Here is a 19,571-nt window from a genome sequence, read left to right as displayed (position 1 = left end):
GGTCTATTGCGCTGAATCCGGTTGCCGGTCCCAGTGCCTGAACAAGGGCTCGGCCAGAAACAGCACAAACAGCAAGCGCATCACCTGCATCGCCGTCACCAGCGGCACCGACAGCTGCAGGGTTTCGGCGGTCAGGCTCATTTCGGCGATGCCGCCAGGCATCATGCCCAGGGTCAATGAGCGCAGGTCCAGGTGGGTCAGGGCACTCAAGCCCAGCGCGGCCAGGGTAGCGATCAGCATGGTCAGTGCCGTGCCGATCAGGGTGCGACCCATGAAGGACGGCGCGCGGCGGAAGAACTGCCGGTTGAAATGACAGCCCAGGCCACTGCCTATCAGCCATTGACCGACCTGGCTGCCGCCATCGGGCAGGCCGATGTGCAGGTCCAGGCTGATACTCAGGGAGGCACTCACCAGCAACGGCCCGAACAGCCAGGGATTGGGTTGGCGCAAACGCTGCCAGAGCCAGGCACACAGTGCGCCCGCCGGGAACAGCAGGGCCAGCCAGCGCCAGTCGACGCTGGCTGGATGCAACACAGGCACGCCTTCGCCCAGCAGGTACTTGAAGGCGGCCGGCACACACAGCACCACCACCAGCACCCGCAGGCTTTGCCCGGCCGCCACTCGGCTGAGCACGGCGCCGTTGCGGGCGCCGAGGTTGACCATTTCACCGGAACCGCCCGGCATGCTGGAGAAAAAGGCGGTGGCGCGATCCTCACCGGTGCGCCGCAGCAACCAGACCCCGACCACGGCCGAAAGACTGGTCACCAGCGCACCGAAGAAGATCAGCCCGAAGTGACTCATGACCTGTTCCATCACCACCGGGGTGAAGTGCAGGCCAATGCCGATGCCGACGATCCACTGGCCGCACTTGCGTCCGCCCGGGATCTCGGCCAATTGCCAGGGGGTCAGGCAACGCACCAGGATGATCGCCAGCAACGAGCCGACCATCCACGGCAGTGGCCAGCCGATCTGACTGGCGAGGTAACCGCCCAGCAGACCGACCAGCGGTGTTCCCCACCAGGTTTTCCAGGACCGGCGATCAGACATCGGCAATCGCGCGACGGGCCACGGCGCGCTTGCGCCAGATGCGCAGGAGCGGCAGCAGCAACATCACGGCGGTCAGCACCCAGACCCCGAAGGTGATCGGGCTCGACCAGAGGATGTCCAGCGCGCCATTGGAGATCGAGAGCGCGCGGCGCAGGTTCTGCTCCATCAGGCCGCCGAGGATGAAGCCCAGCAGTACTGGCGACAACGGGAAGTCCAGCTTGCGCAGGATGTAGCCGAAGATGCCGATGCCGATCATCAGGAACAGGTCGAAGGTGGTGGCGTGTACGGCGTAGACCCCAATCGCGGTGATGATGGCGATTACCGGCACCAGTGCCCAGTTCGGCACCGCAAGGATGCGGGTGAACAGGCGGATCATCGGGATATTGAGGATCACCAACATAATGTTGGCGATAAACAACGAGGCGATCAGGCCCCAGACGATGTCCGGTTGCTGTTGGAACAGCAATGGGCCCGGAGTGATGTTGTACAGCGACAGGGCGCCGATCATTACCGCCGTGGTCCCCGACCCCGGAACGCCCAGCGTCAGCATCGGAACCAGGGCGCCGCAGGCCGAGGCGCCAATCGCGGTTTCCGGGGCGGCGAGGCCGCGCATGTCACCTTGACCAAACTTGCCGCTGGCGCCCGCGATGCGCTTTTCGGTCATGTAGGCGACGGCGGATGCCAGTGTCGCTCCGGCGCCCGGCAAGACCCCCATGATGAAGCCCAGCAGGCCGCAACGGATGTTTACCGTAAACACCGAGGCGGCTTCCTTGAGGTTGAACATCATGCGGCCGGTGGCTTTCACCGCTTCCTGGCCTCGGTGGGTTTTTTCCAGCAGCAGGAGAATCTCGCTGATGGAAAACAGGCCCAGCACCAGCACGACAAACTGGATGCCATCGGTCAGGTGGATGTTGTCGCCGGTGAAACGGTACACGCCGCTGTTGGCGTCGATCCCGACCGCCGACAGAAACAGGCCGATCAAAGCCGCGACAAAGGTCTTCAGGGGTTTGTCACCGGCCATGCCGCCGAGGCAGACAATGGCGAACACCATCAGCACGAAGTATTCCGCCGGGCCAAAGGCGATTGCCCACTTGGCCAGCAGCGGGGCGAACAGCACCATGCCGCAGGTGGCGATAAACGCTCCGATGAACGAACTCCAGGCCGACAGCGACAACGCGACGCCTGCCTGGCCTTTGCGGGCCATCGGGTAGCCGTCCAGGGTGGTCATGACGGTGGACGCTTCGCCTGGGATGTTGAGCAGGATCGAACTGATGCGCCCACCATATTCGCAACCCAGGTAGACCGCGGCCAAAAGAATCAGGGCTGACTCCGGTGGCAGGCCGAGGGCGAAGGCGATGGGGATCAACAGTGCCACACCGTTGATCGGCCCCAGGCCCGGCAGCAGGCCGACCACTGTTCCGATCAGCGTGCCGCACAGTGCGGTCACCAGGTTGTACGGGCTCAGCGCGACGCCGAATCCCTGGCTCAAATAACCAAAAGTATCCATATCAGTTCTCCAAGACGTCGAGCAGGCCGAGGGGCAGCGGTACGTCCATGGCTATATCGAACAGCAGATACAGGCCGACGCTCATCAAACTGATGATCACCGCCGAGGGCCGCCAGCGGCCGCCATACAGGCGCGCCATCGGCACCCCGATCAGGATGCTGCTGAGGATGAAACCCAAGGGTTCGAAAGTGCCGGCAAACACCAGCAGCAGCGCCACGCAGGCGCCAATCTTGACCAGCGTCTGGCGGTCCAGCGGCGGTTCTTCTTCGCTGTGCCGGGTCGGCTGTGGACGAAACAGCATGTAGATCAGCGCCAGGCCCATCAGCCCGAGCATCAGCAGGGGGTACGCCCGCGGCCCGACGGGCTCGTAGGAAAACGATGCCTGATAGGGCCAGGCCATCAGCGCCAGGCAGGCACAGGCCAGCAACAGCACGGCTGCAAAAATGCGTTGTAACAGCATGACAAACTCCTGGGCCACGCCCTGGTCAGTGCCAGGGGGGTGGCCGTGAGAACGAGGCGATTACTGGATCAGGCCGAACTCTTTGGCCAGCAGCTTGTAGTCCGCTACCTGTTTTTTCACGTAGGTGTCCAGCTCGACCCCGGTCATGGCGAACGGGAACAGTTCGCGCTGGTCACGCAACTTGGCGAACTCTTCGGAAGCCAGCAGTTTGTCGAAGGCGTCTTTCCACCAGGCGTATTCGGCATCGCTGACCTTTGGCCCGAGGTAGAAGCCGCGCACCACCGGCCAGACGATGTCGTAGCCTTGCTCCTTGGCGGTGGGGATGTCCTTCATTTCCGGCTCGTCCAGGCGCTCGTTGGCGAACACCGCGAGCAAGCGCATGTCACCGCTCTGGATGTGTGGCATGGAGTCGGAGATGTCGGTACTGCCCACCTGGATGTGGCCGCCGAGCAGGGCCGTGGCAATTTCGCCACCGCCTTCGAGTGCCACGTACCGCAGGTCACGGGGGTTGATCCCGGCGGCCTTGGCGATCAGGGCGGTTTGCATCCAATCCTGGCTGCCCACGGTGCCGCCGGAACCGATCACCACTTTGCTCGGGTCTTTCTTCAGCGCTTGTACCAGGTCGTCGAGGTTCTTGTAGGGCGAATCGTTCTTCACGGCAATGGCGCCATAGCTGGTGCCCACGGCCGCCAACCAACGCACGGCGTTTTCATCAAAACGCCCGAACTTGCCCTGGGCCAGGTTCAGCAGCGAGCCGCTGGACCAGGCCACCAGGGTCCCGGCATCGGCGGGGCGCTGGGCGACCACCGCGTTGTACGCCACGGCGCCGACACCGCCGGGCATGTAGGTCACGCGCATCGGTTTGGACAGCAGTTTTTCGTTGACCAGCGCGCTCTGCACCAGTTTGCAGGTCAGGTCGAAACCACCGCCTGGCGACGCTGGGGCAATGCATTCCGGTCGCTTGGGCTCAGTGCTGTCGGCGGCGAGCAGAGGGGGGGTCACCAGCAGGCAACTGGCGGCGAGAGCAAGGTTACGCAGCGAAAAAGTCATCGGTCGTCTCCACAGGAGTTGTTATTGGAGTGGCACGGTTGTGGCTTGAATTCATTACCAGAGGGCAACGCTGTAGCTGACCAGCACCCGCACTTCATCAGCGTCGCGGGCCGAATAGTTCGAACGATAGGTGGCATTGCGCAGGCGCAGGGCAACGTCCTTGAGGGCGCCGCTTTGCACGACGTACTTGATCTCGGTGTTGCGTTCCCATTCCTTGCCGGTCTCGCCGTTGTTGAGCTTGATGTTGTCACCGCTCAGGTAGCGGCTCATGAAGCTCAGGCCCGGCACCCCCAGCTTGGCGAAGTCGTAGTCGTAACGGGCTTGCCAGGAGCGTTCCTGCGCGCCGGCGAAGTCGTTGATCTGCACGAAGTTGACCAGGTAGGGATCGGAGCCGTCGACATAGGGGAAGGCGCTGTCGCCCGACATGTGTTGGTAACCGGCGCTGAATTTATGACCGCTCAGGGCGTAACTCAACAGGCCGTTGAGGGAGGTGTTGTCGATCTTGCCGCCGCGGGCCTGGCCGGAATCGTCGCTGACCGCCAGGCGCAGGTCGGCGGCGAACGTCCCCGGGCCTGCGGGCTGTGACGCCAGCAAACCGAGGAAGTGCTGGTTATAGACTTCACCCAATTGGGCGAAGTGGTAGCTGCCGGTGATCTTGTCCGTGAATTTGTAGTCCAGGCCGCCGAAGTCGAAATGGCTGCCGGCGACGGTGCCGGCGAAGCGGCCGTTCTTGTTATTCAGGGCGACGTCTTCGAAGTTGGTGCTGTCGCGGTCCTTGGCTTTGTCCAGGCGCCCGCCGGTGAAGGTCAGGTTCTTGATCTCCCTGGAGGTCAGCAGGCCGCCTTCGAAGGTCTGGGGCAGGATGCGACCGTCGTTGGCCTTGAGGATCGGCAACTCGGGAATCAGGCTGCCGACTTTCAGTTCAGTGGCGGAGATCTTCACCTTGCCGGTAAGGCCGAGCTTGGAATATTCATCGGCGGCACGCCCGTCGTCATGGGTCGGCAGCAGGCCCGTGCCGGTGCGGTCGGGGCTGGAGTCGAGCTTGATCCCGAGCATGCCCAGTGCGTCAACCCCGAACCCGACGGTGCCGTCGGTGTAGCCCGATTCGAGGTTGAGCATGAAGCCCTGGGCCCACTCGTCGCGCTTGGATTGCTGGGCGCTGGTGCCACTGCGAAAGTCGCGGTTGAAGTACATGTTGCGAGTTTCCAGGGTCGCGCTGCTGTCTTCGAAGAAGGCGGCATGGCTGGCAGGCGTAAAGCCGGCAAGGGCGGCGGCACTGGCGAGGGCGGTGGTACCAAGGCGGGAGAAACGAACAGGCAGGTAAGCCTGAGGCTGCGTAGACAGCATCGTGAAGCACTCCATTTATTGTTCTTATTAGGGCGAAAACGCATCGGGGCGTTTTTCGTTCACTACTCTCAAGGACACGGCAGTCGAAACTGTCCGTGGCTGGACTCTAACGGGCCAACCTTTCGCTAACCTTTCAGAATACTTTCACCGATTGCGGGCTTCACAGCGGCGGATGCGGCTGTAAACTCCGCGCCGAAGAATGGCGTCGACCATCCCCATCCGAGGTAAAGATCCATGCGCGTGCTTCTCGTCGAAGACCATCTGCAGCTGGCTGAAAGTGTCGCCCAGGCGCTCAAGAGCACAGGGCTGACCGTGGATGTGCTGCACGATGGGGTGGCTGCCGACCTGGCCTTGAGCAGTGAGGACTATGCGGTGGCGATCCTCGATGTAGGCCTGCCGCGCATGGATGGTTTTGAAGTGCTGGCGCGCTTGCGCAGCCGTGGCAAAAACCTCCCGGTGCTGATGCTGACCGCCCGCAGTGACGTCAAGGACCGGGTCCACGGGCTCAACCTCGGCGCCGACGATTACCTGGCCAAACCCTTCGAATTGACCGAGCTTGAAGCGCGGGTCAAGGCCCTGCTGCGCCGCAGCGTGTTGGGTGGCGAACGCCAGCAGCGTTGCGGGGGGCTGGTGTATGACCTGGACACCCGGCGCTTCAGCCTCGGTGACGAACTGCTGACCCTGACCTCCCGCGAGCAGGCCGTGCTCGAGGCGCTGATTGCCCGCCCTGGCCGGGTGATGAGCAAGGAGCAACTGGCCTCCCAGGTGTTCGGCCTCGACGAGGAGGCCAGCCCCGACGCCATCGAAATCTACGTGCACCGCCTGCGCAAGAAACTCGACGGGCACTCCGTGGCCATCGTCACGTTCAGGGGGTTGGGCTACCTGTTGGAAAGCCGTGATGCATAAGCCCAGGAGTCTGCGCTGGGGGTTGCTGGGCAACCTCGCACTGTTGCTGGTGGTGCTGATGATCGCCAGCGGCCTGAGCGCCTACTGGAATGGCCGGGCAGCGGCGGACACCGCGTATGACCGGACCTTGCTGGCCTCGGCGCGGACCATTGCCGCCGGCCTGTCCCAGCGCGACGGCAGCCTCAGCGCCGATGTGCCGTATGTGGCGCTGGACACCTTCGCCTACGACAGTGCCGGGCGCATCTACTACCAGGTCAACGACATCCACCAGAAGCTGATTTCCGGTTACGAAAACCTCCCGGGGCCGCCGCCCGGCACCCCGCGCACCGACGACTACCCGGCGCTGGCGCGCTTCTACAACGCCACTTACCTGGGCCAGAACGTGCGGGTAGTCAGCCTGCTCAAGGCGGTGAGCGAACCGAACATGAATGGCATGGCGGAAATCCGCGTGGCCGAAACCGACGAGGCGCGGGTCAGCATGGCCCGTAGCCTGATGGCCGATACCTTGCTGCGCCTGGGCATGCTCGCCGGGGGCGCCTTGCTTCTGGTGTGGTTTGCCGTGAGTGCCGCCTTGCGTCCGCTGGAGCGCTTGCGCACCGCGGTGGAAGAACGCCAGCCGGATGACTTGCGGCCGCTGCCGTTGGTCCAGGTGCAGCGCGAGTTGTGGCCGTTGGTGCGCGCCCTCAACCATTTCACCGAGCGCCTGCGTGGACAGTTCGAGCGCCAGGCGCAGTTCATAGCCGACGCGGCCCATGAGTTGCGCACCCCGCTGGCAGCGCTCAAGGCGCGTCTTGAGCTGGGCTTGCGCGCCACTGAGCCGCAGACCTGGCGCAGCACCCTGGAAAGCGCCGCCCAAGGCACCGACCGCCTGACGCACCTGGCCAATCAACTGCTGTCGCTGGCCCGCGTCGAGAATGGCGCGCGGGCGATAGCCGAGGGCGGGGCGCAGTTGCTCGACCTGAGCCAACTGGCGCGCGAACTCGGTATGGCCATGGCACCTCTGGCCCATGCCCGAGGCGTGGCCCTGGCGCTGGAAGCTGACGAACCGGTGTGGTTACGCGGTGAACCGACCCTGCTCAACGAGTTACTGAGTAACCTGGTGGACAACGCCCTGGCTCACACGCCAGCCGGTGGCAACGTGATCTTGCGCGTCAGCGCGCCGGCGGTGCTGGAGGTTGAAGATGACGGGCCGGGAATTCCGCTGGAGGAGCGTGACCGAGTGTTCGAGCGTTTCTACCGTCGCAACCAGCAGGTCGCAGGGTCTGGCCTGGGGTTGGCGATTGTCGGGGAAATCTGCCGCGCACACCTGGCCCACATCACCCTGCACGACGGTGCACAGGCGGGGCTGAAGGTCCGGGTCAGTTTTATCGCGGGCTAAAAACAACTAAGCCCGGCCGAGGCCGGGCTGTGAGCAGAGATTCAGCACTTAGCTGAGGTTGGCCGAACCGGTGCGATCGAAGCCATCAGCGGCGAGGGTGGCGGAGCCGGTGCGATCGAAGCCATCAGCGGCAAGGGTGGCGGAGCCGGTGCGATCGAAGCCATCAGCGGCGAGGGTGGCGGAACCGGTGCGATCGAAGCCATCAGCGGCGAGGGTGGCGGAGCCGGTGCGATCGAAGCCATCAGCGGCGAGGGTGGCGGTGCCGGTGCGATCGAAGCCATCAGCGGCAATCGTGCGGTCATAACCGTCGGCGGCGAAGGTGTTGGCGGCCAGGACGGAGAGGGTCAGGGCAAGGATCAGTCGAGTTTTCATGGTGGTGACTCCGAGGTGTTGAGGATGTTGTGTGGGGTTGAAGCTGATACTACTCGGATGAATTTGATTAAAAAGCGCAAATAAATGCTTAAATAAATCTAATAATTAGATGTGTTTATCCTCAGGCCTGGCCAATCACGACAGGCGTATAGGGGGTGGACCCGCGGGCTCCAGATCGGGTGCTTGCCGCAAGAACGATTTCCTGCGGCCGGTGTTCGAAAGCACTTTGAAGTGCAGGGGTGGGTCAGCCGTTAGAGCAACCATTGCCCATAACGCTGTAACGCAGAATATGCCGTTGACCGCTCGAGTCTTCATATTCCATGCGCGCTGGCACAACTTCACAAACACTCGGTATTTCGCTCATCGAGATAACTTTGGCGATGTCCAGGTGGGTGGAGTAAGTGTATTCCTCTACCGCTACTGTATTGCCTGCAACATCAGTCGGGACCTCGTCTGCCATGGCGGTTACGCACAGACTGCTGAGGGCCAGAACCAATAGAGCTTTCATTTGAAATTTACCTTTTCGAGGTCGAGAGGGGTCACGCAGCCTTTGTAGGGCTGCGTGTACATCTGTATTTAATGACTGTGAATTAACTGCCTTCGTGGGGGCTGTAACTGGGTTAATCACATTGCCGGGTTGGCGAGGCGGATTTTAGGCGTGGGGGGCGGATTCATATAGCCGCGCTTTTGATAAACACTGTTGACAGATCTTGTAACAATCATCGAAACATCGGGCTACCTGGGACGTCCGTGCTGCAATGCACGGGGAAATCTGGACGATTTGTAGGGGCTTGTTACTACCATCGTCGAATGGTTCTATAGGCCCGCCTCGGGCTACAACGGGGTCATACAAAAACAACTATTTCACCGAGGTAAAGAAAGATGAGTGCGGCTTCTCTGTATCCCGTTCGTCCCGAGGTTGCGGCCAATACCCTGACTGACGAGGCGACCTACAAGGCCATGTACCAGCAGTCGGTCGTCAACCCGGACGGCTTCTGGCGCGAACAAGCCAAGCGCCTCGACTGGATCAAGCCTTTCACCACGGTGAAGCAGACCTCGTTCGACGACCACCACGTCGACATCAAGTGGTTCGCCGACGGCACCCTGAACGTTTCCTACAACTGCCTCGACCGTCACTTGGCCGAGCGCGGCGATCAGATCGCGATCATCTGGGAAGGCGATGACCCTGCCGAGAGCCGCAACATCACCTACCGCGAGTTGCACGAACAAGTCTGCAAGTTTGCCAACGCCCTGCGTGGCCAGGACGTGCACCGCGGCGACGTGGTGACCATCTACATGCCGATGATCCCCGAAGCCGTGGTCGCCATGCTGGCCTGCACCCGGATCGGCGCGATTCACTCGGTGGTGTTCGGCGGTTTCTCGCCGGAAGCCCTGGCCGGCCGAATCATTGACTGCAAATCCAAAGTGGTGATTACGGCGGACGAAGGCCTGCGTGCCGGCAAGAAAATCCCCCTCAAGGCCAACGTCGATGACGCGCTGACCAACCCGGAAACCAGCAGCATCCAGAAGGTCATCGTGTGCAAGCGCACGGGTGGCGACATCAAGTGGAACCAGCATCGCGACATCTGGTACGAAGACCTGATGAAAGTCGCGGGCACCGTCTGCGCACCGAAAGAAATGGGCGCCGAGGAAGCGCTGTTCATCCTCTACACCTCCGGCTCCACCGGCAAGCCAAAGGGCGTGCAGCACACCACCGGCGGCTACCTGCTGTACGCGGCGCTGACCCATGAGCGCGTGTTCGACTACCGTCCGGGCGAAATCTACTGGTGCACCGCCGACGTCGGTTGGGTCACTGGCCACACCTACATCGTCTATGGCCCGCTGGCCAATGGCGCGACCACTCTGCTGTTCGAAGGCGTGCCGAACTACCCGGATATCACCCGCGTGGCGAAGATCGTCGACAAGCACAAGGTCAACATCCTCTACACCGCACCGACTGCGATCCGCGCAATGATGGCGTCGGGCACGGCGGCCTGTGAAGGCGCCGATGGCAGCAGCCTGCGCCTGCTGGGTTCGGTGGGTGAGCCGATCAACCCGGAAGCGTGGGACTGGTACTACAAGAACGTCGGCCAATCCCGTTGCCCGATCGTCGACACTTGGTGGCAGACCGAAACCGGTGCGACCCTGATGAGCCCGTTGCCGGGCGCCCATGCGCTCAAGCCGGGTTCGGCGGCACGTCCGTTCTTCGGCGTGGTGCCAGCGTTGGTGGACAACCTGGGCAACATCATCGAGGGCGCCGCCGAAGGCAACCTGGTGATCCTCGATTCGTGGCCGGGCCAGGCCCGTACCCTGTACGGCGACCATGACCGTTTCGTCGACACTTATTTCAAGACCTTCCGTGGCATGTACTTCACCGGTGACGGTGCGCGTCGCGATGAAGATGGCTACTGGTGGATCACCGGCCGCGTGGATGACGTGCTCAACGTTTCCGGCCACCGTATGGGGACCGCCGAGATCGAGAGCGCGATGGTTGCCCACCCGAAAGTCGCCGAGGCCGCCGTGGTCGGTGTGCCGCACGACATCAAGGGGCAGGGCATTTATGTCTACGTCACCCTCAACGGTGGTGAAGAGCCGAATGAAGCGCTGCGCCTGGAGCTGAAGAACTGGGTGCGCAAGGAGATTGGTCCGATCGCCTCGCCGGATGTCATCCAGTGGGCGCCGGGGCTGCCGAAAACCCGTTCGGGGAAAATCATGCGCCGTATCCTGCGCAAGATTGCCACGGCCGAGTACGACGGGTTGGGTGACATTTCGACCCTGGCTGACCCGGGTGTGGTGCAGCATTTGATCGATACTCACAAGACCATGAACGCCGCTTAAGCGCGGTTCTTGAGTCACCAAAGCCCCGCCGGCCTTGCGCCGAGCGGGGCTTTTTCGTAGTGCTCGAGCTGCCGGGAAGTATGAAACTCCGTGAGGGGGAGGGCTGGCTTGTTCTGGTGTCGCATTCCCTGTGGGGGAGTCGGACGTTCATACATTTGTGTTGTGAGCACGGAGCGCTCGACCGATCAGCGCCTGTGCAAACACCGGGCGAATAAATATCGGCCTGCCTGTGGGGCGTTTCCGAGCGTTACCCCGGCGTTGAAATGTGTAACCGCTGGCAGCATTTCGGGGCGTTGGGAAACGTGAGGCCCCGTTTTAGGGCCCTTGAAGCGGGTATGAAAAAGATGACATTACGCTGTGCTTGCCGGATTAGAAGGGTTTGCCAATAATAGGCCCGCAATTTGCAACATAGATCGGTTCTATCTCTTTTGCTCTTGCATAAACTTCAAGGGCTGTCAATGTGCTCGAACCTGTTTCTCGGTGCTTCTGTAATTTGTTGTCGCATTGAAGAAATATCGACTTCGGGCCTGTCGTTAGAATGCCGATCACTCGCTCGTCGTTGTCCGCGTTGAAAGCAACGCGCGCCGACCAGGACGCAGCAACGTTTTTTACGTTTAACCCATTCGCATATTGGGCTGATGCTCACTCTGCCGTTTTCGCCCTTTACCGATGGAGTCCTAAGATGAAGAAACTCGTGCTTCTTGGCGCCCTGGCACTGTCCGTGCTGTCCCTGCCAACGTTCGCCGATGAAAAGCCTCTGAAAATTGGTATCGAGGCGGCTTACCCTCCGTTCGCTTCCAAGGCGCCGGACGGCAGCATCGTTGGTTTCGACTACGACATCGGCAACGCCTTGTGCGAAGAGATGAAGGTCAAGTGCGTGTGGGTCGAGCAAGAGTTCGACGGTCTGATCCCGGCACTCAAGGTGCGCAAGATCGACGCCATCCTGTCGTCCATGTCGATCACCGACGATCGCAAGAAGTCCGTGGACTTCACCAACAAGTACTACAACACCCCGGCACGTCTGGTGATGAAGGCCGGCACTCAGGTGGGTGACAACCTGGTTGAGCTCAAAGGCAAGAACATCGGTGTGCAGCGCGGTTCGATCCACGAGCGTTTCGCCCGTGAAGTCCTGGCCCCGCTGGGTGCAGAAATCAAGCCATACGGTTCGCAGAACGAGATCTACCTGGACGTGGCTGCCGGTCGCCTCGACGGCACCGTGGCAGACGCTACCCTGTTGAATGACGGCTTCCTGAAAACCGACGCTGGCAAGGGCTTTGCGTTTGTTGGCCCGGCCTTCACCGACGTCAAATACTTCGGCGACGGCGTGGGTATCGCAGTGCGCAAGGGTGATGCGTTGAAAGACAAGATCAACACCGCGATCACTGGCATTCGCGAGAATGGCAAGTACAAGCAAATCCAGGACAAGTACTTCGACTTCGACATTTACGGCCAGTAAATCGTCGCAGCGACAAGTCCGAAATGGCGCAAGCAACAGGATCTCTGAGGTTTGCGCCATTTTTTCATCCCAATTTTCGAGGACCTGAATCATGTTGAAAGGCTACGGGGCTGTCATCCTCGATGGCGCATGGCTGACGCTTCAGCTCGCCTTGTCGTCCATGGCCCTGGCCATTGTTCTGGGTCTGATCGGGGTCGCGTTGCGCCTGTCGCCGGTACGCTGGCTGGCCTGGCTGGGCGATCTGTATTCCACGGTGATCCGCGGTATTCCCGATCTGGTATTGATCCTGCTGATTTTCTACGGTGGTCAGGACCTGCTCAACCGCGTCGCGCCGCTGCTCGGCTATGACGACTACATCGACCTGAACCCGCTGGTCGCCGGTATCGGCACCCTGGGCTTCATCTTCGGTGCGTACCTGTCGGAAACCTTCCGCGGTGCCTTCATGGCGATCCCCAAGGGGCAGGCCGAAGCGGGCATGGCCTACGGCATGAGCAGCTTCCAGGTGTTCTTCCGGGTCCTGGTGCCACAGATGATTCGCCTGGCGATTCCCGGCTTCACCAACAACTGGCTGGTATTGACCAAGGCCACCGCGCTGATTTCGGTGGTGGGTCTGCAAGACATGATGTTCAAGGCCAAGCAGGCGGCAGATGCCACCCGCGAGCCTTTCACCTTCTTCCTCGCGGTGGCGGCAATGTACCTGGTGATCACCAGTGTCTCGTTGCTGGCATTGCGTCACCTTGAGAAGCGCTACTCGGTAGGCGTAAGGGCGGCTGATCTATGATCTTCGACTACAACGTCATCTGGGAGGCACTGCCGCTGTACTTCGGCGGCCTGCTGACCACTTTGAAACTGCTCGGGCTGTCGCTGTTCTTCGGCCTGTTGTGTGCCTTGCCCCTGGGCTTGATGCGGGTGTCCAAGCAGCCGGTCGTCAACATGACCGCCTGGCTCTACACCTACGTGATCCGTGGCACGCCGATGCTGGTCCAGCTGTTCCTGATCTACTACGGGCTGGCCCAGTTCGAAGCCGTGCGTGAGAGCTTCCTCTGGCCATGGCTGTCGAGCGCAACCTTCTGCGCGTGCCTGGCCTTTGCCGTCAATACCAGTGCCTACACCGCCGAAATCATCGCCGGCAGCCTGCGGGCCACGCCCAATGGCGAGATCGAAGCGGCCAAGGCCATGGGTATGTCGCGCTTCAAGATGTACAAGCGCATCCTGCTGCCATCGGCCCTGCGCCGGGCGCTGCCGCAGTACAGCAACGAAGTGATCATGATGCTGCAGACCACCAGTCTGGCGTCCATCGTGACCCTGATCGACATCACCGGCGCCGCGCGTACCGTCAACGCCCAGTACTACCTGCCGTTCGAGGCGTACATCACCGCCGGTGCGTTCTACCTGTGCCTGACGTTCATCCTGGTGCGCCTGTTCAAGATGGCCGAGCGCCGCTGGTTGGGCTACATGGCCCCGCGGAAGCACTGATATGGAACGTATCGACCATGCGTTACCGTGGAGCCATTTGGGCAGCGAGCGCCATATTTCGGTGTTCCGCTTCGGCGCTGGCGAGCGCAAGGCCTATATCCAGGCCAGCCTGCACGCCGACGAGTTGCCGGGGATGCGCACGGCCTGGGAGCTGAAAAAGCGCTTGGGCGAACTCGAAGCCCAGGGCGCCCTCAACGGGGTGATCGAACTGGTGCCGGTGGCCAACCCGCTGGGTCTTGGGCAGTTGCTCCAGGGCAACCATCAAGGTCGTTTCGAGGCGGGCAGCGGCAAGAACTTCAACCGCGATTTCGTCGAGCTGAGTGCGCCGGTGGCCGCGCAGCTTGAAGGTCGCCTCGGCGATGATCCCCACGCCAATGTCCAGTTGATCCGCCGGGCCATGAGTGATGCGCTGGCCGCATTGCCCGCGCCCGGCAGTCAATTGCAGGGCATGCAGCGGATCTTGCTGAGCCATGCCTGCACCGCCGACGTGGTGCTGGACCTGCATTGCGATGCCGAAGCCGCGCTGCACATGTATGCGTTGCCCCAGCATTGGCCGCAGTGGCGTTCGCTGGCTGCGCACTTGAATGTGCGGGTCGGGTTGCTGGCGGAAGACTCCGGTGGCAGCTCCTTTGATGAGGCCTGCTCGTTGCCGTGGCTGCGGTTGGCCCGGCAGTTTCCCCAGGCGCAGATTCCCCTGGCGTGCCTGGCGACCACCATCGAGCTGGGCGGTCAGGCAGACACCGGGCGCGCCCAGGCCGAGGCTCACGCCGAGGGCATCCTGGCGTTCCTTGCCGAGCAGGGCCTGATCCAGGGTCAATGGCCGGCCCCGTTGCACGAGGCCTGTGAAGGGCTGCCGTTCGAAGGCACCGAGTTGCTGTTTGCGCCCCATCCGGGCGTGGTCAGCTTCCTGCGTGAGCCGGGCGAGTGGGTCGAGGCCGGTGATGAGATTTTTGAAGTGATCGATCCTTTGGCTGATCGGGTCAGCACCGTGTGTGCTGGTACGGCCGGCGTGCTGTTTGCCGTCGAACGGCTGCGGTATGCCCAACCCGGTTTCTGGCTGGCCAAGGTGGCGGGGCGCGAAGCGCTGCGTCACGGGCGCTTGCTCAACGACTGACTGTTTTTGTGAGAACCGACAGCATGTACAAACTTGAAGTCCAAGACCTGCATAAACGCTATGGCAGTCACGAAGTGCTCAAGGGCGTGTCCCTGAAGGCAGCGGCAGGTGATGTGATCAGCATCATCGGCTCCAGTGGCTCCGGCAAAAGTACTTTCCTGCGCTGCATCAACCTGCTGGAGCAGCCGCACGCCGGCAAGATCCTGCTCAACAACGAAGAGTTGAAGCTGGTGGCCGGCAAGGACGGCGCGATGAAGGCGGCCGACCCCAAGCAACTGCAACGCATGCGTTCGCGCCTGTCGATGGTGTTCCAGCATTTCAACCTGTGGTCGCACATGACCGCGCTGGAAAACATCATGGAAGCACCCGTGCACGTGCTGGGCATGTCCAAGGCCGAGGCGCGGGAAAAGGCCGAGATGTACCTGGCCAAGGTGGGCGTGTCCCATCGCAAGGACGCCTACCCGGGCCATATGTCCGGTGGCGAGCAGCAGCGTGTGGCGATTGCCCGGGCGCTGGCGATGGAACCTGAGGTGATGCTGTTCGACGAACCGACCTCGGCCCTCGACCCGGAGCTGGTCGGTGACGTGCTCAAGGTCATGCAGGCCCTGGCCCAGGAAGGCCGGACCATGGTGGTGGTGACTCACGAAATGGGCTTTGCCCGGGAAGTGTCGAACCAGTTGGTGTTCCTGCACAAAGGTGTGGTCGAGGAAAGTGGCAACCCGCGCGAAGTGCTGGTCAATCCACAGTCCGAACGCCTGCAGCAATTCCTCTCCGGCAGCCTCAAGTAATCGCTGCCGTTACGCACCAAATTAGGTCATGCTGCGCACCGCGCGCCAGATGGTCTAATTTGGTTGCTGCCGCCTTCGGCTTTAACACGTTCTTGTTTTCGGATTGCCCGCCATGACTGCCCATCGAATTGGTTTCCTGATTTGGCCCAGCACTAAAGCCTTGACGCTGGCGCTGGCCGAGGAGGCCTTGCGTGTTGCTCAGCGCGTGCATCCGGAAGTGGTTTACGAACTGGTGTTCCTGCACGCCGAGCCTCCGAGCGAGGGTGCCTGGCAACTGCCCGGTGAGGCCTGGAGCGGCAAGCTGGAAAACTTCCAGAAGCTGTTCCTGCTCGCCGATGAGCCGCCCACCGCACTGGCGCCGGCCCTGAGCAGTTCGCTCAAGCAACTGGTGCGTGCCGGTTGTGTGATTGGCGGTCTGTCGGCCGGTGTCTATCCCTTGGCGCAACTGGGCTTGCTCGACGGTTATCGCGCTGCGGTGCACTGGCGCTGGCAGGACGATTTTGCCGAGCGTTTTCCCAAGGTGATTGCCACCAGTCATCTGTTCGACTGGGATCGTGATCGCCTGACGGCGTGTGGCGGGATGTCGGTGCTTGACCTGTTGCTCGCGGTTTTGGCACGTGATCACGGGGCAGAACTGGCCGGTGCGGTGTCGGAAGAGTTGGTGGTCGAGCGGATTCGCGAAGGGGGTGAGCGTCAACGCATTCCCTTGCAGAATCGCCTCGGCTCCAGCCATCCGAAACTCACCCAGGCGGTGTTGCTGATGGAAGCCAACATCGAAGAGCCGCTGACTACCGACGAAATCGCCCAGCATGTATGCGTGTCCCGTCGGCAGTTGGAGCGGATTTTCAAGCAGTACCTCAATCGTGTGCCGAGCCAGTATTACCTCGAGCTGCGCCTGAACAAGGCGCGGCAGATGTTGATGCAGACCAGCAAGTCGATCATCCAGATCGGCCTGTCCTGTGGTTTCTCCTCGGGCCCGCACTTCTCCAGCGCCTACCGCAACTTCTTCGGCGCCACGCCGCGTGAAGACCGTAACCAGCGGCGCAGCAGCAGCCCGTTCGAACTGTCGTCCGTGCCTTCGGAACGCGGCTAAGGCATCGGGCGGCTGTTGGGCCTGAGGGTTGTTACTCGTCGACCTCGGAGCCTTGCGACGTTGCGCACCCAATCTCCATACCATTCTCACCGTATCGACTCCCACGTCGGCGCGGTTCTTTAAAGCGCCTGCAGCAGATTCCGTCATGCCTGCCGCAAACCGGCGCAGGCAGTTTAAACTGCGCCTTTGCGACGCTATTTGTCGCATTGCCGTAAACCCGGTCAAAAGCGGGTTTTGCGCTATAAGAAGTTGTCGCTTGGCGGCAAGGCCAAGCCAGAAACTGTCCTTACAATCCCCTCATCGCTCGCCAGTTTCAGGCGGGTGTTTCTCATCAGGAGACTCCGATGTCCGTTGAGCACGCTGCGGTACAACGCGCTGATTTTGACCAGGTTATGGTTCCCAACTATGCGCCTGCCGCTTTCATTCCTGTGCGTGGTGAAGGTTCCCGCGTTTGGGACCAGTCCGGTCGCGAGTTGATCGACTTCGCCGGCGGGATCGCCGTCAACGTATTGGGTCACGCCCATCCGGCGCTGGTCAGTGCCTTGACCGAGCAAGCGAACAAGCTGTGGCACGTGTCCAACGTGTTCACCAACGAGCCGGCCCTGCGCCTGGCCCACAAGCTGATCGACGCGACCTTTGCCGAGCGCGTGTTCTTCTGCAACTCCGGCGCTGAAGCCAACGAGGCCGCCTTCAAGCTGGCCCGTCGGGTCGCCCACGATCGTTTCGGTCCTGAGAAGTACGAAATCATCGCCGCGCTCAACAGCTTCCACGGCCGTACGCTGTTCACCGTCAACGTCGGTGGCCAGTCCAAGTACTCCGATGGTTTTGGTCCGAAGATCACGGGCATCAGCCACGTGCCGTACAACGACCTGGCCGCGCTGAAAGCCGCCATTTCCGACAAGACCTGCGCGGTCGTGCTGGAGCCGATCCAGGGCGAGGGCGGTGTATTGCCGGCCGAGCTGGCTTATCTGCAAGGGGCTCGTGAGCTGTGCAACGCGCACAACGCCCTGTTGGTGTTCGACGAAGTGCAAACCGGTATGGGCCGCAGCGGCAAGCTGTTCGCCTACCAGCACTACGGTGTGACGCCGGACATCCTGACCAGCGCCAAGAGCCTGGGCGGTGGTTTCCCGATCGCCGCCATGCTGACCACCGAAGACCTGGCCAAGCACCTGGTCGTCGGCACCCACGGCACCACTTACGGTGGCAACCCGCTGGCCTGTGCGGTGGCCGAGGCGGTGATCGACGTGATCAACACCCCTGAAGTGCTCAATGGGGTGAATGCCAAGCACGACAAGTTCAAGGCGCGCCTGGAGCAGATCGGTGAAAAGTACGGTTTGTTCACTCAGGTCCGTGGCTTGGGCCTGCTGCTCGGTTGTGTGCTGAGCGATGCCTGGAAAGGCAAGGCCAAGGACATCTTCAATGCGGCTGAAAAAGAAGGCCTGATGATCCTGCAAGCCGGCCCGGACGTGATTCGTTTTGCGCCGAGCCTGGTGGTTGAAGACGCTGATATCGATGCCGGTCTGGACCGCTTCGAACGCGCTGCCGCCAAATTGACACAAGCCTGATAGACCCTTCGGCGCCTGATCATTCAGGCGTCGAACCTGATTTTTATGCCGGACCCGCTTTTCTGTAGGAGCGAGCTTGCTCGCTCCTACAAGGGGCCGGTTTATTTTCCTCAAAGAGTTTTAGAAAAAGGAGTGACACCATGCTGGTGATGCGCCCTGCGCAAATGGCTGATCTGGGCGAGGTACAGCGTCTGGCTGCGGACAGCCCGATTGGTGTCACTTCCCTGCCGGATGACGTTGAACGCCTGAGCGACAAGATCGCCGCGAGCGAAGCGTCGTTCGCCGCCGAGGTCAGCTTCAACGGCGAAGAGAGTTATTTCTTCGTGCTCGAAGACAGCACCACCGGCAAGCTGGTGGGCTGCTCGGCCATCGTTGCCTCGGCCGGTTATTCGGAACCTTTCTACAGCTTTCGTAATGAAACCTTCGTGCACGCCTCCCGCGAGCTGAAGATTCATAACAAGATCCACGTGCTCTCCCAGTGCCATGACCTGACCGGCAACAGCCTGCTGACCAGCTTCTACGTGCTGCCTGAGTTGGTGGGTTCGGCCTGGTCGGAGCTCAACTCCCGCGGGCGCCTGCTGTTCGTGGCCAGCCACCCGGAGCGGTTCGCCGATTCGGTGGTGACCGAGATCGTCGGCTACAGCGATGAACAGGGCGACTCACCGTTCTGGGACGCCATCGGCCGCAATTTCTTTGACCTCAACTACGCCGCCGCCGAACGCCTGTGCGGGCTCAAGAGCCGCACGTTCCTGGCCGAACTGATGCCGCACTACCCGATCTACGTGCCCCTGCTGCCGGACTCCGCTCAAGAAGCGATGGGCCAGGTGCACCCGCGGGCGCAGATCACGTTCGACATCCTGATGCGCGAAGGCTTCGAGACCGATCATTACATCGACATCTTCGATGGTGGCCCGACCCTGCATGCACGTGTCTCGGGGATCCGCTCGATCGCCCAGAGCCGTGTGGTGCCGGTGAAGATCGGCGAGCCGGTCAAGGGCGCTGGCCGGCAGTACCTGGTGGCCAATGCCCAGTTGCAGGATTACCGCGCAGTCATGCTCGAGCTGGACTACGCGCCGGGCAAGCCGGTGATCCTGGACCTGGAAGCCGCCGAGGCCCTGGGTGTCGGCGAGGGTGCCAGCGTGCGCCTGGTGGCGGTTTAACGCTTAAACGCCTG

At 61.7% G+C, this 19,571-nt stretch carries 18 protein-coding genes; 11 read left to right on the top strand and 7 right to left on the bottom strand.

Annotation, left to right across the window (positions count from 1 at the left end):
- Positions 1 to 3: 3 nt before the first annotated feature.
- From Q1W70_RS03950 to Q1W70_RS03930, 5 genes are read right to left on the bottom strand one after another with little or no spacing between them, the layout of a single operon-like run.
- On the bottom strand, positions 4 to 1,047 hold the full coding sequence (locus tag Q1W70_RS03950; protein ID WP_166592484.1) for an AbrB family transcriptional regulator: 1,044 nt from the start codon (positions 1,045 to 1,047) through the stop codon (positions 4 to 6).
- Complete coding sequence (locus tag Q1W70_RS03945; RefSeq protein ID WP_166592483.1) at positions 1,040 to 2,554, bottom strand: tripartite tricarboxylate transporter permease; 1,515 nt, start codon at positions 2,552 to 2,554, stop codon at positions 1,040 to 1,042. The genes Q1W70_RS03950 and Q1W70_RS03945 overlap by 8 nt, the downstream gene beginning before the upstream one ends.
- 1 nt (position 2,555) lies before the next feature.
- Complete coding sequence (locus Q1W70_RS03940; RefSeq protein WP_166592482.1) at positions 2,556 to 3,014, bottom strand: tripartite tricarboxylate transporter TctB family protein; 459 nt, start codon at positions 3,012 to 3,014, stop codon at positions 2,556 to 2,558.
- Positions 3,015 to 3,074: 60 nt separating this feature from the next.
- Entirely contained in the window at positions 3,075 to 4,064 is a 990-nt protein-coding gene (locus tag Q1W70_RS03935; RefSeq protein ID WP_166592481.1) for a Bug family tripartite tricarboxylate transporter substrate binding protein, read from the bottom strand.
- A 54-nt stretch (positions 4,065 to 4,118) separates the two neighbouring features.
- Positions 4,119 to 5,411 carry an OprD family porin gene (locus tag Q1W70_RS03930; RefSeq protein WP_182343779.1) on the bottom strand — a complete coding sequence of 431 codons (1,293 nt, stop codon included), beginning with the start codon at positions 5,409 to 5,411 and terminating at the stop codon, positions 4,119 to 4,121.
- A 234-nt stretch (positions 5,412 to 5,645) separates the two neighbouring features.
- Between Q1W70_RS03930 and Q1W70_RS03925 the strand changes: the two genes are divergently transcribed.
- Together Q1W70_RS03925 and Q1W70_RS03920 are read left to right on the top strand one after the other, a co-directional pair.
- A complete protein-coding gene (locus Q1W70_RS03925) occupies positions 5,646 to 6,317 on the top strand; it encodes a response regulator (RefSeq protein WP_095167129.1) in 672 nt (223 codons plus the stop codon).
- Positions 6,310 to 7,695 (top strand): sensor histidine kinase, encoded by a 1,386-nt coding sequence (locus Q1W70_RS03920; protein ID WP_166592479.1) that lies wholly within the window; start codon positions 6,310 to 6,312, stop codon positions 7,693 to 7,695. The genes Q1W70_RS03925 and Q1W70_RS03920 overlap by 8 nt, the downstream gene beginning before the upstream one ends.
- Positions 7,696 to 7,743: 48 nt before the next feature.
- Here the strand turns inward: Q1W70_RS03920 and Q1W70_RS03915 are convergent, their stop codons facing one another.
- Positions 7,744 to 8,067 (bottom strand): hypothetical protein, encoded by a 324-nt coding sequence (locus tag Q1W70_RS03915; protein ID WP_302098641.1) that lies wholly within the window; start codon positions 8,065 to 8,067, stop codon positions 7,744 to 7,746.
- 244 nt (positions 8,068 to 8,311) lie between these two features.
- Positions 8,312 to 8,575 (bottom strand): DUF2790 domain-containing protein, encoded by a 264-nt coding sequence (locus tag Q1W70_RS03910; protein WP_095167135.1) that lies wholly within the window; start codon positions 8,573 to 8,575, stop codon positions 8,312 to 8,314.
- A 374-nt stretch (positions 8,576 to 8,949) separates the two neighbouring features.
- Between Q1W70_RS03910 and acs the strand changes: the two genes are divergently transcribed.
- The 9 genes from acs to aruF all read left to right on the top strand — a co-directional run bounded on the left by acs (position 8,950) and on the right by aruF (position 19,557).
- Entirely contained in the window at positions 8,950 to 10,905 is a 1,956-nt protein-coding gene (acs, locus tag Q1W70_RS03905; RefSeq protein ID WP_166592477.1) for an acetate--CoA ligase, read from the top strand.
- 682 nt (positions 10,906 to 11,587) lie between these two features.
- A complete protein-coding gene (locus Q1W70_RS03900; protein ID WP_166592476.1) occupies positions 11,588 to 12,361 on the top strand; it encodes an ABC transporter substrate-binding protein in 774 nt (257 codons plus the stop codon).
- 91 nt (positions 12,362 to 12,452) lie between these two features.
- Entirely contained in the window at positions 12,453 to 13,142 is a 690-nt protein-coding gene (locus Q1W70_RS03895) for an ABC transporter permease (RefSeq protein ID WP_095171536.1), read from the top strand.
- The gene (locus Q1W70_RS03890; RefSeq protein ID WP_166592475.1) at positions 13,139 to 13,837 is read left to right on the top strand and encodes an ABC transporter permease; all 699 of its coding nucleotides are present in this window, start codon (positions 13,139 to 13,141) and stop codon (positions 13,835 to 13,837) included. The genes Q1W70_RS03895 and Q1W70_RS03890 overlap by 4 nt, the downstream gene beginning before the upstream one ends.
- A gap of 1 nt (position 13,838) precedes the next feature.
- A complete protein-coding gene (locus Q1W70_RS03885) occupies positions 13,839 to 14,951 on the top strand; it encodes a M14 family metallopeptidase (protein WP_166592474.1) in 1,113 nt (370 codons plus the stop codon).
- A gap of 23 nt (positions 14,952 to 14,974) precedes the next feature.
- Positions 14,975 to 15,739 (top strand): ABC transporter ATP-binding protein, encoded by a 765-nt coding sequence (locus tag Q1W70_RS03880; protein ID WP_166592473.1) that lies wholly within the window; start codon positions 14,975 to 14,977, stop codon positions 15,737 to 15,739.
- A gap of 112 nt (positions 15,740 to 15,851) precedes the next feature.
- Positions 15,852 to 16,832 carry a transcriptional regulator ArgR gene (gene argR, locus Q1W70_RS03875; RefSeq protein ID WP_182343783.1) on the top strand — a complete coding sequence of 327 codons (981 nt, stop codon included), beginning with the start codon at positions 15,852 to 15,854 and terminating at the stop codon, positions 16,830 to 16,832.
- A gap of 344 nt (positions 16,833 to 17,176) precedes the next feature.
- Positions 17,177 to 18,397, top strand: coding sequence for an aspartate aminotransferase family protein (locus Q1W70_RS03870; RefSeq protein ID WP_166592471.1), 1,221 nt, complete (start codon positions 17,177 to 17,179; stop codon positions 18,395 to 18,397).
- 140 nt (positions 18,398 to 18,537) lie between these two features.
- A complete protein-coding gene (gene aruF / locus Q1W70_RS03865; protein ID WP_166592470.1) occupies positions 18,538 to 19,557 on the top strand; it encodes an arginine/ornithine succinyltransferase subunit alpha in 1,020 nt (339 codons plus the stop codon).
- Positions 19,558 to 19,571: the final 14 nt, after the last annotated feature.

The sequence above is a fragment of the Pseudomonas kielensis genome, from assembly GCF_030505375.1.
GTDB classification, from domain to species: domain Bacteria; phylum Pseudomonadota; class Gammaproteobacteria; order Pseudomonadales; family Pseudomonadaceae; genus Aquipseudomonas; species Aquipseudomonas kielensis.
This window is presented reverse-complemented; position numbering and strand designations above follow the sequence as displayed.

What these genes read in the sequence shown, in the direction of transcription:
- Q1W70_RS03950 (WP_166592484.1), bottom strand. Translation starts at nt 1,047, where the DNA reads ATGTCTGATCGCCGGTCCTGGAAAACCTGGTGGGGAACACCGCTGGTC.
- Q1W70_RS03945 (WP_166592483.1), bottom strand. Translation starts at nt 2,554, where the DNA reads ATGGATACTTTTGGTTATTTGAGCCAGGGATTCGGCGTCGCGCTGAGC.
- Q1W70_RS03940 (WP_166592482.1), bottom strand. Translation starts at nt 3,014, where the DNA reads ATGCTGTTACAACGCATTTTTGCAGCCGTGCTGTTGCTGGCCTGTGCC.
- Q1W70_RS03935 (WP_166592481.1), bottom strand. Translation starts at nt 4,064, where the DNA reads ATGACTTTTTCGCTGCGTAACCTTGCTCTCGCCGCCAGTTGCCTGCTG.
- Q1W70_RS03930 (WP_182343779.1), bottom strand. Translation starts at nt 5,411, where the DNA reads ATGCTGTCTACGCAGCCTCAGGCTTACCTGCCTGTTCGTTTCTCCCGC.
- Q1W70_RS03925 (WP_095167129.1), top strand. Translation starts at nt 5,646, where the DNA reads ATGCGCGTGCTTCTCGTCGAAGACCATCTGCAGCTGGCTGAAAGTGTC.
- Q1W70_RS03920 (WP_166592479.1), top strand. Translation starts at nt 6,310, where the DNA reads ATGCATAAGCCCAGGAGTCTGCGCTGGGGGTTGCTGGGCAACCTCGCA.
- Q1W70_RS03915 (WP_302098641.1), bottom strand. Translation starts at nt 8,067, where the DNA reads ATGAAAACTCGACTGATCCTTGCCCTGACCCTCTCCGTCCTGGCCGCC.
- Q1W70_RS03910 (WP_095167135.1), bottom strand. Translation starts at nt 8,575, where the DNA reads ATGAAAGCTCTATTGGTTCTGGCCCTCAGCAGTCTGTGCGTAACCGCC.
- acs (WP_166592477.1), top strand. Translation starts at nt 8,950, where the DNA reads ATGAGTGCGGCTTCTCTGTATCCCGTTCGTCCCGAGGTTGCGGCCAAT.
- Q1W70_RS03900 (WP_166592476.1), top strand. Translation starts at nt 11,588, where the DNA reads ATGAAGAAACTCGTGCTTCTTGGCGCCCTGGCACTGTCCGTGCTGTCC.
- Q1W70_RS03895 (WP_095171536.1), top strand. Translation starts at nt 12,453, where the DNA reads ATGTTGAAAGGCTACGGGGCTGTCATCCTCGATGGCGCATGGCTGACG.
- Q1W70_RS03890 (WP_166592475.1), top strand. Translation starts at nt 13,139, where the DNA reads ATGATCTTCGACTACAACGTCATCTGGGAGGCACTGCCGCTGTACTTC.
- Q1W70_RS03885 (WP_166592474.1), top strand. Translation starts at nt 13,839, where the DNA reads ATGGAACGTATCGACCATGCGTTACCGTGGAGCCATTTGGGCAGCGAG.
- Q1W70_RS03880 (WP_166592473.1), top strand. Translation starts at nt 14,975, where the DNA reads ATGTACAAACTTGAAGTCCAAGACCTGCATAAACGCTATGGCAGTCAC.
- argR (WP_182343783.1), top strand. Translation starts at nt 15,852, where the DNA reads ATGACTGCCCATCGAATTGGTTTCCTGATTTGGCCCAGCACTAAAGCC.
- Q1W70_RS03870 (WP_166592471.1), top strand. Translation starts at nt 17,177, where the DNA reads ATGTCCGTTGAGCACGCTGCGGTACAACGCGCTGATTTTGACCAGGTT.
- aruF (WP_166592470.1), top strand. Translation starts at nt 18,538, where the DNA reads ATGCTGGTGATGCGCCCTGCGCAAATGGCTGATCTGGGCGAGGTACAG.